Origin of the sequence: Kribbella pittospori, from assembly GCF_004331465.1 — a bacterium.
In the GTDB taxonomy this organism is placed as follows: Bacteria; Actinomycetota; Actinomycetes; order Propionibacteriales; family Kribbellaceae; genus Kribbella; species Kribbella pittospori.
The window spans coordinates 212999-225174 of the sequence record NZ_SJKB01000005.1; the positions used below are offsets into that span (position 1 = coordinate 212999).

Here is a 12176-nt window from a genome sequence, read left to right on the forward strand (position 1 = left end):
CACCATAATGGGCACGTGCCCACTCGCGTCAACGGAAGGGGTGTCATGCCGACGGGTGTGGCCATGCGCGACGTACGGGAGCAGTTGTTCGACGCCGCCGAACGCGTGCTGCTCCGCGACGGGCCGGACGCGTTGACGAGCCGGGCCGTCACCACCGAGGCCGGCTGCGCGAAGGGCGTACTGCATCGGCACTTCACGGACTTCGACGCGTTCCTGACCGAGCTCGTGCGGGACCGGATCCGTCGGCTCGCCCATCAGGGCGATCTGCTGCTGGGATGCGTCGGTCGGGGGGCGATCGCCGACAATCTCACCGGTTTCCTGACCGACTTGTTCAGCTCGGTCGCCGTCGCGATCGTCGGGCTGACCATCTCCCGGGACGGACTGCGCGCCAGGCTGCGGTCGTCGAGCCCCAGCGGGGTTCCGATCCTCACCGAGGCCGTCGCCGCGATCGCCGGCTACCTGACCGCCGAGCGCGATCGCGGGCGACTCGATGCCGGTGCCGATGTCGACACACTGGCCCTGACCCTGATCGGATCCGCGCACATGCTCTTCGCCGACCGGACCGGCACACCGCCGAGTCCCGAGGCGGTGCAGCGGCTGGCCAGGTCCGTCGTACCTCAGACCAGCGTGGGCTGAGTGTTGCCCGCTTCCCTGATGCCGCGGCGCATGTCGACGCGGGAGAGCAGGGCCAGGCCGATGAGGAAGAAGAGGCCGAGGGCAACGATCGCCGGTCGATAGGAGCCGGTGATCTGGTGCACCAAGCCGAAGACCAGGGTGCCGAGCCACGACGTACCGCGCTCACCGGCCTGGTAGAGCGAGAAGTACTCCGCCTCGCGGCCTTTCGGGATCAGCTGGCTGAACGCCGACCGGGACAGTGCCTGGGTCCCGCCGAGGACGATGCCGATCGCGACGCCCATCGCCAGGAACGGCGCGATCTGCTTGGCCGGGAGCAGGAAGCCGGCGATCACGATCAGCATCCAGACCACGAGGCCGCCCATGATCGTGAGCTTGGTCCCGAACCGGCGGGCGAACCGGCCGAACGCGAGCGCCCCGAAGAACGCGACGAACTGCACCAGCAGGATCGTCGCGATCAGCACCTGGGTCTCGAACCCGAGTTGCTTCTCGCCGTACGTCGACGACACCGAGATGACCGTCTGGATCCCGTCGTTGAAGAACAGGTACGCGATCAGGAACAGCAAGGTCACCGGGTAGGTGCGCATGTGCTTCAGCGTCGCCGACAGCTGACCGAAGCTCTGCCGGACGATGTTGCCGCGCACGGGCTCGACCAGGACCGGTGGGCGATTCCGCAGTTTGGTGAAGGGGATGAACGTGAACGCACCCCACCACAGCCCGGCGCTGAGCAGACTGAGCCGGACCGCAGTCCCTTGGCTGAGGCCGAGCGCGTCGTGGGCGGTGACCACGCCCAGGTTGATCGCGAGCAGGATGAAGCCGCCGAGGTAGCCGAACGCCCAGGCACGCGACGAGACGTCGTCCCGCTCGTCCGGCCCGGCGATGTCGATCAGGATCGAGTCGTAGACGACCAGGGACGACCCGAGGCACAGGTTGCCGATCAGGAGCAGGAGCGCCCCGAGCTCCCAGCGGCCGCCGCCGACGAACACCATGCAGCAGGCCGCGAGCGCGCCGGTCCAGGCGAACCCACACATCAAGAGCTTCTTGCGCGCCATCCGGTCCGCGATCGCGCCGACGACGGGCAAGAACAGCGCCGACACCAGCGTCGCGACCGTGACGACGTAGAAGGCCAGCGAGCCGGGGGACAGGCCCAGTCCCAGTACGTCGAGGTTGGTGTGGCACGGCTTGTCCGTGGTCCCGACGTACCCGCAGGCCGCGGTCTCGGCGACGGAAGTCAGGTACGGCGCGAACAGCACCGTGCCGACGGTGGTGACGTAGCCGGAGTTGGCCCAGTCGTAGAGGCTGAACCCCCAGTACTCCCGCTTGTCGACCGCCGCCGGGGCGGAGAGAAGTCCCATGCGCAGGAGTGTGTCAGGTCCGGGGGACGAAGCGGCGTACCCGCGGATAACACTTCAGTGGCCGATTTGCTGCCACTCTCCGCGCTCGATCAGCACGTCCCGGAGCAGGTCGGTGCGGTCGGTGATGATGCCGTCGATCCCGGCGTCGAGCAGCCGCCGCATGTCGGCCGGATCGTCGATCGTCCAGACGTGCACCTGCTTGCCCAAGGCATGGGCTCGCCGGATCAGCCCGGGCGTGAGCACCCGGAGCGGACCGTACTGCTGCGGGATCTGCAGACAGGCGCCGCGCGTCTTCAGCGGGATCGGCAGGAACCGGATCAGCGCGGTCTCCCAGTCGCCGTACCCCGTGCACAGGCGTGGGCCCACCTCGCGGCGGATCCGGCGGACCCGGGACTGTGAGAACGACGAGACGCAGACGCGGTCGATCGCGTTCGCCGAGCGCAGTACCTCCGCGGCCGGGTGCAGGCCGTTCTCGGCCTTGATGTCGAGGTTGAACCGGATCTCCGGGAAGTGTTCGAGCAGTTCGTCCAGCCGGGGGATCGGCTCGTGGCCGTTGATCCTGGCCTTGCTCACCTCGGACCAGGGCAGCTCAGCGACCACGCCGGTCCGGTCGGTGACCCGGTCGAGCTTGCTGTCGTGGAACGCGATCACCACCCCGTCGCTGGTGGCGTGCAGGTCGGTCTCCAGGTACCGGTAGCCCAGTCCCACGGCATGCTCGAAGGCGCGCAGCGAGTTCTCGAAGCCGATGTTGTCCGGGTGCCGCGCACCGCCACGGTGGGCCATCGCGATCGGCCCGTCGTGGTCGAGGTAGGGGTACACGACAGGAAGTATGTACCGTTTGCGTGGTGACGCTACTCAGCCCCCGCCCCGACCTGTGGACCCTCGACGCCGGCGTACTGCACCTGAACCACGGTTCGTACGGCGCAGTCCCGCGGCGTACCCAGGAACTGATGGCCGCCCTGCGCACCGAGACCGACGCCAACCCGATGGCGTGGTTCCGCTCGGTGGCCGACCAGTTGACCACGAGCCGTCTCGACCTGGCGTCGTACCTGCAGACCGACCCGGCCGGCTTCGCCCTGGTCCCGAACGCCAGCGCCGGCGTGACTGTTGCGCTCGCGACCCTGCCGATCCCACCTGGCAGCCGGATCGTCCTGACCAACCACGCGTACGGCGCCGTCCGGTACGCCGCCGAGCGGTTCGCGAAGGCCAATGGGGCCGAGGTGGTCGTGGTCGACGTACCGCTGGAGGCCGACGACGAGACGGTGGTGTCGCTGATCGCTCCGAGGCTGGACCAGGCGTCCGTTCTCATCGTTGACCAGATCAGCTCGGCGACGGCGATGGTGTTCCCGATCGGGGGCCTGGTCGCACTCTGCCGGGAGCGAGACGTGGCGATCGTGGTCGACGGCGCGCACGCACCGGCCCTCATCGACGCGCCGGCCGCCGACGGCGCCGACTTCTGGACCGGCAACTTCCACAAGTGGCCGGCTTCGCCGCGGGGGACCGCGGGCCTGGTGGTCGCGGAGAAGTGGCGATCGGAGACGCTGCCGCTGATCGTGTCGTGGTCGGAGTACGACGAGCGGTTGCCGGAGCGGTTCGACATGCAGGGCACGTACGACTACGTCCCGTGGATCGCGGCGCCCGAGTCACTGCGGGTGCTGGACGAACTCGACTGGCCGGTACGACGCTCGCAGCTGAGCAACCTGATCGACGAGGGCGCCCGCATCATCGCGAAGGCCCTCGCGACCGGCGTCGCCGAGGTTGCGCGTCCCGCGGCGACGATGCGGCTGGTCGAGCTGCCGTCGTCCGTCGACCTCACCGCCGCGGAGGCGTTCAAGATCCGGGTGTCCCGTGAGCTGAAGGCCGAGATCACGCTGACCGGCTTCGACGGCCGCGGCTTCATCCGGCTGTCCGCGCACGCCTACAACTCGCTCCAGGATTACAGGTCCCTCGCCGAACGGCTGCCGGCGTTGCTCTGAAGATCGCTGAACGACCGCTCGCCGTGCACGGCCAATTCGGCCAGTACGGCGGCGGGGTCGCCGGCCTCGACGAGCTCGAGCAAGGTGCGATGCCGACCGACGTGCTCGTGGAGATCCTCGTAGAAGTGCTCGCGGGCGTAGAGATTGCGCGCCATGCAGAGGAGCAGTTGTTGCTGCACTGACGCGTACGCCTCCTCGAGCCGCCGATGGCCGGCGAGAGCGATCAGCGAGGCGTGGAAGCGGTAGCCGGCCTGGACGAGGCTGCCGCGGTCCTCGGCGTCCGCGCAGTGCTCCATCTCGGCCAACGCCTCCTGCGCGTCCTTGAGCCGGTCGGGGAATCGCACCGGCACACCCAACTCGATGGCGAGTCGCTCCAGTGCGGTGCGAAGCGTCAGGATCTCGAACACGTCCTGGTCGGTCAGTGTCGCCACCATGGACCCTCGCCGCGGACGGGTGACGATCAGGCCCTCCTGCTCCAACACCCGCAACGCCTCGCGCAGGGGAGGGCGGCTGATGCCCAACTGCTCGGTGAGCCGTTCCTCGATCAGCCGCTCACCCTCGGCCAACTCACCGGCCAGAATCATCCGCCGGATCGCATCGGCCGCGAGCTGAACCAAGCTCGGAGACCGCAACCGCTGCTCTGTCATGGTTCATTCTCACCTGCGATCTTGTCAGCGTCGACTATCTATTGTAGACAATAGTTCATAGACGATCTGGTCGTTGACCTGGAGGCGTCCGTGACCGATGACATCGATCGAACCTCGCCCGTGGGCTTCGCCGGGCTCGGCAATCTCGGCCATCCGATGGCGCAGGCGCTGCTGCGCGACGGGTGGCGGCTCACGGTGTACGACCGCGACGAGCGGCGTACGGATGGGCTGGATGCCGAGATCGCGGCCGGACCTGCGGACCTGGCGGGCTGCCGGGTGATCGGGCTGGCCGTGCCCGACGACCAGGCGGTGACCGAGCTCGTCGACGCGTTGGCGTCGGAGCTTCAGACCGATTCGGTCGTGCTGGTGCACAGCACGATCTTGCCCGCGACGGCGAAACGCCTTGCACAGAAGGCGGAATCGCATCAGGTCGGGCTGCTCGACGTACCCGTGAGTGGGGGAGCGGAGAGAGCGCTGACTGGTTCTCTGACCGTGATGGCGGGCGGTCGGGCCGAGGTTCTGGATCGGGTCCGGCCGGTGCTCGACTCGGTGGCGGAGACGGTGCTGCACGTGGGGCCGGCCGGTGCTGGTGCCGCGGTGAAGTTGGCGAACCAGTTGATGATGTTCTCCGCACTCGCCGGAGTGCACGAGGCGCTCGGGTTGGCGGCGGCGTACGACGTACCGGAGCAGACGGTGCTGGACGCGGTGTCGACCAGCACGGGCGAGTCGTGGATCACGAGGAACTGGGGATTCTTCGACCGGGTCGCGGCGGCGTACGACGAGGGCGGAACGCCGGTGCGCGACCGGCCGTGGGCGAAGGACCTGTGGGACGTCGTCGCCGCGGCGCGCGACTGTGATGTGCAGGTCCCGGTGGCAGGTCTGCTCGCGCAGCACCTGGCTGAGCGGGTCGAGGCGCACGCGCGGAAGGGACCTGCCTCGTGAAGAGCTCCCGCACCGGCCGCGAAGGTCTGACCGCCTACCTGTTCCTGAGCCCGTGGCTGATCGGCATCGTGCTGCTGACACTCGGCCCGATGCTGTACTCCGCCTACCTCGCTTTCACCAGCTACGACCTGCTGAGCCCACCGCGCTGGATCGGGCTGGACAACTTCCGGCGCATGTTCACGGCCGATCCCCGGTATCTCTCGTCGGTCCGCGTGACCCTGGTGTACGTCGTTGTGTCCGTACCGCTGCTCCTCATCGTCTCGATGGCGCTCGCCCTCCTGCTGGACAAGGGGATCCGCTTCCTGTCGGGCTACCGCGCCCTGTTCTACCTGCCGTCGCTGATGGGTGCGAGTGTCGCGATCGCGGTGCTGTGGCGGCAGATCTTCGGCGGCACCGGTCTGGTGAATCAAGTACTCAGCTTGTTCGGGATCACCCGCGGCAGCTGGGTCGGGAGTCCGGGTACGGCGTTGTGGACAATCGTCACGCTGAACCTGTGGGCGTTCGGCGCGACCATGATCATCTTCCTGGCCGGTCTCCGGCAGGTCCCGGTGGAACTCCACGAGGCAGCCGCGGTCGACGGCGCCGGACCGATCCGCCGGTTCTTCAGCGTCACGCTGCCGTTGATGACGCCGTTGATCTTCTTCAACCTGCTGCTCGACACGATCCACGCGTTCCAGGCGTTCACCGGCGCGTTCGTCGTCAGCCGCGGGTCCGGCGGACCGGCCGACTCGACCTTGTTCTACACGCTGTACCTGTACCAGCAGGGATTCGCCGAACTGAAGATGGGCTACGCCTCCGCCATGGCCTGGACCTTGGTGATCGTGCTCGCGGCCTTCACCGGCTTCCTGTTTCTCACCGCGAAGCGCTGGGTCTACTACGGAGACGAACGATGACGAGCGTGTCGATTCCCGCCCGCCGGTCCCTGCTCGGCCGGCGTCGTACCACCAACCCGTTCGTCATCGGGGTCATCCGGCACGCGTTCCTGATCGCCGTGCTCGTGGTGATGCTGTACCCGGTCGTGTGGATGGTGGCCGCGTCGTTCCGGCCGTCGGCGGAGGTGATGAACAGCCTCGGTCTGTTCAGCCGGCACTACACGCTGGACAACTACAAGCACGGATGGTCCGCGGGTCAGCTCGACTTCTCCCGCTACTTCCTGAACTCGATCGCGATCACCGCGCTGTCGATTGCCGGGAATCTGTTCGCCTGCTCGCTGACGGCGTACGCGTTCGCCCGGCTGGAGTTCCCGTTGAAGCGGGTGCTGTTCGGGTTGCTGCTCGGCACCATGCTGCTGCCGTACCACGTCACGCTCGTCCCGCAGTACATCTTGTTCAACGAGCTGGCCTGGATGAACACCTACCTGCCGCTGGTGGTGCCGAAGTGGCTCGGCGTGGAGGCGTTCTTCATCTTCTTGATGGTCCAGTTCATCCGCACCCTGCCGCGTGAGCTCGACGACGCCGCCCGGATCGACGGGTGCGGGCACTGGCGGACGTTCATCCGGATCATCATGCCGCTGTCCCTGCCCGCGATCGGCACCACCGCGCTGTTCACCTTCATCAACAGCTGGAACGACTTCCTCGGCCCGCTGCTCTACCTGAACCGCCCCGAGCTGTGGACCGTCTCGCTCGGCCTGAACTCCTTCCTCGACGTCACCGGGGAATCGGCGTACGGCTCGCTGTTCGCCATGTCCACCCTCGCGCTGGCACCGATCGTCGGCTTCTTCCTGGGCGCCCAGAAGCTGCTGATCGAGGGCGTCGCGACCACCGGCCTCAAGTAACCCTGTGGAGATCCTGATGAGAAGAATCGGTACGACGGCACTGGCCTGCGCGGCCCTGCTGGTGGTTGCCGGATGCAACGGAACCTCAGTGTCCGACACCAACGCCGGCGGTGGCTCGGACGGCAAGGACGGCAAGGGTGAGGTCAGCGGCAAGCTGCAGCTCACCTTCTGGGGCGGCGCGGCCCGGGCCCAGAAGACGAACGCGGTCGCCGACATGTTCGCGAAGGAGCACTCCGGTGTCACCATCGACCGGCAGAACGCGGACTTCGGCAACTACTTCAACAAGCTGAACATCCAGGCGTCGAGCCACACCCTGCCCTGCGTCATGCAGTTGCAGGGCCGTCAGCTGAACGACTACACCAAACGCAAGGTCCTGCTTCCGTTGGACCCGATGATCTCCTCCGGCGCGATCAAGGTCGACGACATCCCGAAGGAGATCGTCGACACCGGTCGCGGCCCGGACGGCAAGCTCTACTTCCTCCCGTACGGCGCGGCGTACGACGCCGTCGGTGTGAACCAGACCATGGCCGATCAGGCGGGTGTCGGGCTACCACCGGATGGCTACGACTGGACGCAGTACACGGAGTGGATGACCAAGGCCTCGGCCAAGCTGCCGAAGGGGACGTTCGCCGCCGGGTCGCGAGGTGGGCTGCCGAACTACTTCATCGCGTACCAACTGGCCAACGGCAAGCAGTTGTTCACCGACGACGGGAAGCTGGGCTTCACCAAGGAGTCGCTGGTCGAGTACTGGAACATGTGGGAGAAGCTCCGCACCGCCGGTACGACGATGGGCGCGGACGCCCAGGCGGACGAGCCGGAAGGCGCCGAGCAAGGCTTCATTGCCCAGGGCAAGTTGCTCACCGACAGCATTCCCGGCAACGCGCTGACGCCGGCGTCCGCGACGCTGGCCACCAAGCCCGGTGGGCAGAAGCTGACCACGCTGCCGATGCCGTCCGGCCCGTCCGGCGGCGGGAACGCGATGTTCACCTCCGGCTTCGCGATTCCGACGAACTGCGACAACATTCCGACCGCGGCGGCGTTCATCGACTTCTTCACCAACAACCCGGAGGCCGGCTCGGTGTTCAAGTCCGACAACGGTGCGGCGACGAACCAGAAGGTCCTGCAGGCGCAGATCGACGACCCGAAGCTGGCGCCGCTGAAGAAGCACGAGCTCGAGCTGTACCAGCAGATCGTGGCGAAGAAGCCGCCGACGATCCTCTACCCGCCGGGCTACCAGGCGACCTTCGAGTCGGCGTTCACCCGCGCGTACGAGGAGATTGCCTTCGGCAAGAAGAGTGTGCAGCAGGCGGCCGACTCCTTCTTCACCGAGGCGAATGCGGGGCTGGGGGGCTGATGACCGATCCGACGGGGGCGCTCGACGGCTTGCGGGTGCTGGACCTCACGCAGGTGATGGCCGGACCGTTCTGCACGATGCTGCTGGCCGACCTGGGCGCGGACGTGATCAAGATCGAGAACCCGCGCACCGGCGACCAGACCAGGCGGTCCTGGGGCTATCCCGTCCACGGCGAGGACAGTCGTGCGTTCCTCGCCCTGAACCGGAACAAGCGCAGCGTCTGCCTGGACCTGAAGGAACCGGACGACCTGGCAGCGTTCCGGCGGCTGGTGGAGTCGGCGGACGTGGTCGTGGAGAACTTCCGCCCCGGCGTGACGCGCCGGCTCGGCGTCGACTACGACACCCTGGCCGCGATCAACCCGCGGCTGATCTACGCCAGCGTTTCCGGCTTCGGCCAGACCGGCCCGTACGCCGACCGGCCCGGGTACGACCTGATCGCGCAGGCGATGTCCGGGGTCATGAGCATCACCGGCACGTCCGACGGCACACCGGTCAAGTGCGGTCTGCCAGTCGGCGACCTCGGCGCCGGGATGTTCTGTGCCCTCGGCATCGTGGCCGCCGTCCACGCCCGAGCGAGGACTGGGGAGGGGCAGTACGTCGAGACGTCGCTCTTCGAGGCCGCATTGGCCATGTCGGTCTGGGAGTCGACGGAGTACTGGGCCACCGGTCAGGTCCCGCAGCCGCTGGGTTCGGCGAACCGTATGTCGGCGCCGTACCAGGCACTGCGCACGAAGGACGGGTACGTGACGCTGGGCGCGAACAATGAGCGCCTCTGGCAACGACTGTGTGCAGCTCTGGAAGCGACCGACCTCGAAGCGGACCCGCGCTTCGTGACCAATACCGATCGGATGGCGCACCGCGACGAACTGGCCGCCGAGCTCGAGGAACGGCTGGCCTCCGGTACGACCGACGAGTGGGTGGCGCTGCTGCTCGACGCCGGCGTACCGGCCGGACCGATTCGCGACTACCAGCAGGTGCTGGACGAGGATCCCCACGTCAAGGCGCGTGGCATGGTGCAGGAGGTTGACCACCCGGTCGAGGGACGGGTCCGGGTCCTCGGGTCGCCCGTCCGGATGAGCGGGACACCGGCGCGGATCCGGCGGCATCCACCCTTGCTCGGCGAGCACACGGAGGAGGTCCTCGGCGAATGAGTTCGCTGGAGGTCGAACGCGACGGCGCGATCCTGCGGCTGACCCTGTCGAACCCGGGCCGCCGCAACGCGATCACCTGGCCGATGTATGACGCCTTGGAGCAGGTCGAGTCGACCGTCGACGGCGATCACGGCATCCGGGTGGTGGTACTGCGGGGAGCCGGCGGCGAGGCGTTCGCCGCCGGGACGGACATCCGGCAGTTCACCGACTTCACCACCGGCGAGCAGGGTGTCGAGTACGAGCGCCGCGTCGGTCGCGTGCTCGGGTCACTCCTACGGGTCCGGGTCCCGGTCGTCGCAGTGGTCGAAGGTCCTGCGGTCGGCGCCGGGCTGGCGCTGGCGGCGTGCAGTGACCTGGTGGTCGCGACACCGGACGCCGTGTTCGGCGCGCCGGTCGCCAGGACGCTTGGCAACACGCTGCCGCCGGTGGTTCTGGCGCGGCTGTTCCAGCGGCTCGGTGCCGGCCGGACGATGGCGATGGTGCTGACGGCTCGGTTGCTCTCGGCAACGGAGGTGGACGGCTTCGTCACAGAGGTGATCGAACGCGAGCAGCTGACGACCCGAGTCGACGACCTGTTGGAGCGGATCTGCTCCAACGCACCGCTCACGCTCGCGGCACTGAAGGAGGTCGAGCGGCGGGTCCTTCGTGACGGGGCGGCCGCGGAGGCGGACGACGTACTGGCGGCTGTGTATGCGAGCCGCGACTTCCAGGCCGGTGTGGCCGGCTTCCTCAACCACGAACCTGTCGAGTGGGAGGGACGATGACGGTCATCGACGCGCACCACCACTTCTGGCGAGTGGCGGCGCAGGACCAGCCCTGGCGGGACGACCGGCACGACGCCATCGCGCGCGACTATACCCCCGATGACCTCGCCACCGAGCTCGCCGCGGCGGGGGTCGACCAGACGATCCTGATCCAGTCGGTCGACGAGTCGGCCGAGAACGACCGGCTGGTGCGTTCTGCGGCCGAGGCGCCGTACGTCGGAGCGATCGTCGGATGGCTGCCGCTGTCTGATCCGGCCGCGGCCCGCGCCGAGTGGAAGCGCAGCGGGGACGCCTTCCACGGGGTGCGATGTCTTGTCGGCCGGGACCCCCTGGAGTGGCTGAGCCGGCTGGAGACGGTCGAGTTGTTCACGGATCTGGCTGCGGCCGGGGTGAGCTGGGACGTCGTACCGGTGACCGCCGAGCAGACCGCCGCGGTGATCGGACTCGCCGAGGCCGTGCCGGATCTGAGGATCATTGTCGACCACCTCGGCCGGCCGCCGATCGACAGCGGCGGGTGGGAGCCGTGGGCGACCCAACTCGCTCACCTCGCCGCTTCACCACAGGTCGCGCTGAAGGTGTCGCTCGGCATCGACCTGCTCACCGCCTTACCCACTTGGCCGGATGAGGTCGATCGCTACGTCGCCTGGGCGGTCGAGTGCTTCGGCGCCGATCGGCTCATGCTCGCCAGCAACTGGCCGGTGGTCCTACTGCGCGCGTCGTACCAGGACGCCTGGTCGGCGCTCCGCTCGACCGTCGAACGGAACGTCACAACCCCCGATGAACTCGCGGCCGTGCTCGGAGGCACCGCCGCTCACAACTACCGAACGAAAGGTCAGCCCTGATGACGGAGACTGCCAAGCCGAACGACCTGTCCAGCCTCTACAAGCATCTGCGGGTGGTGGATGTCGCCGACGCGCTCGACGGCATCGGGTACTTCGACATCGGGCTGATGTCGCCCGAGGTCAGGCCGCTGTGGCTCGGGATGAAGTTCTGGGGCCGCGCCGCGACGATCCGCGCGGTGCCGTCGAACCGGCCGATGTGGAAACTGGAGAGCACCCAGGACATCGTCGAGGCGCACCGGATCTGGTTCGAGGAGACCGGCAACGTGAAACTGCCCGGCGACCTCGAGCCCGGGCACGTGGTGGTGATGGACGCCGGCGGTGGCAAGGAGGTCGGGTTCTGGGGTTCGGAGAACGGGATGGGTGCGGTCAAGGCCGGTGCGGCCGGCATCGTCACCGACGGGTACTGCCGCGACACCGCCGAGATCGTTGCCCAGCGCACCCCGATCTGCTCCCGCGCCCGGGGCCGCACGATCATCCCCGGCCGGATCAAGGTGGTCGAGACACAGACCACCGTCGCCTGTGGCGGCACGCAGGTGAGCCCCGGCGACATGGTCGGCTGTGATGACGACGGCGTCATCGTGGTCCCGGCCGAGGTCGCCGACGAGGTCGCGGTCCACGCCCGCGCGATCCTGCTCGCAGACATGCGGGCCCGCCGCAAGCACTACGAGGCCCTCGGCATCAAGCCGGACACCTCAGTCGACTACGAGGCAGTCGAGGCGTACTACGCCGGCGTCTAAG

General features: G+C 68.0%; 13 protein-coding genes. 10 read left to right on the plus strand and 3 right to left on the minus strand.

The features are described 5' to 3' along the window. Positions 1-45: 45 nt before the first annotated feature. Positions 46-636 carry a TetR/AcrR family transcriptional regulator gene (locus E0H73_RS17795; RefSeq protein ID WP_131357161.1) on the plus strand — a complete coding sequence of 197 codons (591 nt, stop codon included), beginning with the start codon at positions 46-48 and terminating at the stop codon, positions 634-636. Here the strand turns inward: E0H73_RS17795 and E0H73_RS17800 are convergent. Beyond that, positions 618-1988, minus strand: a complete 1371-nt coding sequence (locus E0H73_RS17800) for an MFS transporter (RefSeq protein ID WP_131357164.1) — start codon at positions 1986-1988, stop codon at positions 618-620. The two genes, E0H73_RS17795 and E0H73_RS17800, sit on opposite strands and share 19 nt — an antisense overlap. A 54-nt stretch (positions 1989-2042) precedes the next feature. Continuing rightward, positions 2043-2807 carry a glycerophosphodiester phosphodiesterase family protein gene (locus E0H73_RS17805; RefSeq protein ID WP_202867435.1) on the minus strand — a complete coding sequence of 255 codons (765 nt, stop codon included), beginning with the start codon at positions 2805-2807 and terminating at the stop codon, positions 2043-2045. 26 nt (positions 2808-2833) lie between these two features. Between E0H73_RS17805 and E0H73_RS17810 the strand changes: the two genes are divergently transcribed. Further along, a complete protein-coding gene (locus E0H73_RS17810) occupies positions 2834-3964 on the plus strand; it encodes an aminotransferase class V-fold PLP-dependent enzyme (RefSeq protein ID WP_238164060.1) in 1131 nt (376 codons plus the stop codon). Here E0H73_RS17810 and E0H73_RS17815 read toward each other — a convergent pair. Then, a complete protein-coding gene (locus tag E0H73_RS17815) occupies positions 3925-4611 on the minus strand; it encodes a GntR family transcriptional regulator (protein WP_131357170.1) in 687 nt (228 codons plus the stop codon). The two genes, E0H73_RS17810 and E0H73_RS17815, sit on opposite strands and share 40 nt — an antisense overlap. Positions 4612-4701: 90 nt before the next feature. Between E0H73_RS17815 and E0H73_RS17820 the strand changes: the two genes are divergently transcribed. The 8 genes from E0H73_RS17820 to E0H73_RS17855 are packed head-to-tail and all read left to right on the plus strand — an operon-like array spanning position 4702 to position 12175. Continuing rightward, a complete protein-coding gene (locus E0H73_RS17820; RefSeq protein ID WP_131357173.1) occupies positions 4702-5553 on the plus strand; it encodes an NAD(P)-dependent oxidoreductase in 852 nt (283 codons plus the stop codon). After that, positions 5550-6446, plus strand: coding sequence for a carbohydrate ABC transporter permease (locus E0H73_RS17825; RefSeq protein ID WP_131357176.1), 897 nt, complete (start codon positions 5550-5552; stop codon positions 6444-6446). Before E0H73_RS17820 ends, E0H73_RS17825 begins: the two co-directional genes overlap by 4 nt. After that, positions 6443-7327 (plus strand): carbohydrate ABC transporter permease, encoded by an 885-nt coding sequence (locus tag E0H73_RS17830; protein ID WP_131357179.1) that lies wholly within the window; start codon positions 6443-6445, stop codon positions 7325-7327. Before E0H73_RS17825 ends, E0H73_RS17830 begins: the two co-directional genes overlap by 4 nt. A gap of 16 nt (positions 7328-7343) precedes the next feature. Then, positions 7344-8681 (plus strand): ABC transporter substrate-binding protein, encoded by a 1338-nt coding sequence (locus E0H73_RS17835; RefSeq protein WP_131357182.1) that lies wholly within the window; start codon positions 7344-7346, stop codon positions 8679-8681. After that, entirely contained in the window at positions 8681-9832 is a 1152-nt protein-coding gene (locus tag E0H73_RS17840; protein ID WP_131357185.1) for a CaiB/BaiF CoA transferase family protein, read from the plus strand. The genes E0H73_RS17835 and E0H73_RS17840 overlap by 1 nt, the downstream gene beginning before the upstream one ends. Then, positions 9829-10596 carry an enoyl-CoA hydratase gene (locus tag E0H73_RS17845; RefSeq protein ID WP_131357188.1) on the plus strand — a complete coding sequence of 256 codons (768 nt, stop codon included), beginning with the start codon at positions 9829-9831 and terminating at the stop codon, positions 10594-10596. Before E0H73_RS17840 ends, E0H73_RS17845 begins: the two co-directional genes overlap by 4 nt. Next, positions 10593-11438 carry an amidohydrolase family protein gene (locus E0H73_RS17850; protein WP_131357191.1) on the plus strand — a complete coding sequence of 282 codons (846 nt, stop codon included), beginning with the start codon at positions 10593-10595 and terminating at the stop codon, positions 11436-11438. Before E0H73_RS17845 ends, E0H73_RS17850 begins: the two co-directional genes overlap by 4 nt. Then, on the plus strand, positions 11438-12175 hold the full coding sequence (locus tag E0H73_RS17855) for an RraA family protein (RefSeq protein ID WP_131357194.1): 738 nt from the start codon (positions 11438-11440) through the stop codon (positions 12173-12175). Before E0H73_RS17850 ends, E0H73_RS17855 begins: the two co-directional genes overlap by 1 nt. The last annotated feature ends 1 nt before the right edge of the window (position 12176 follow it).

Excerpts from the sequence above, each read along its gene's own strand:
- E0H73_RS17795 (WP_131357161.1), top strand. The coding sequence starts at position 46 with ATGCCGACGGGTGTGGCCATGCGCGACGTACGGGAGCAGTTGTTCGAC.
- E0H73_RS17800 (WP_131357164.1), bottom strand. The coding sequence starts at position 1,988 with ATGGGACTTCTCTCCGCCCCGGCGGCGGTCGACAAGCGGGAGTACTGG.
- E0H73_RS17815 (WP_131357170.1), bottom strand. The coding sequence starts at position 4,611 with ATGACAGAGCAGCGGTTGCGGTCTCCGAGCTTGGTTCAGCTCGCGGCC.
- E0H73_RS17830 (WP_131357179.1), top strand. The coding sequence starts at position 6,443 with ATGACGAGCGTGTCGATTCCCGCCCGCCGGTCCCTGCTCGGCCGGCGT.
- E0H73_RS17835 (WP_131357182.1), top strand. The coding sequence starts at position 7,344 with ATGAGAAGAATCGGTACGACGGCACTGGCCTGCGCGGCCCTGCTGGTG.
- E0H73_RS17840 (WP_131357185.1), top strand. The coding sequence starts at position 8,681 with ATGACCGATCCGACGGGGGCGCTCGACGGCTTGCGGGTGCTGGACCTC.
- E0H73_RS17845 (WP_131357188.1), top strand. The coding sequence starts at position 9,829 with ATGAGTTCGCTGGAGGTCGAACGCGACGGCGCGATCCTGCGGCTGACC.
- E0H73_RS17850 (WP_131357191.1), top strand. The coding sequence starts at position 10,593 with ATGACGGTCATCGACGCGCACCACCACTTCTGGCGAGTGGCGGCGCAG.
- E0H73_RS17855 (WP_131357194.1), top strand. The coding sequence starts at position 11,438 with ATGACGGAGACTGCCAAGCCGAACGACCTGTCCAGCCTCTACAAGCAT.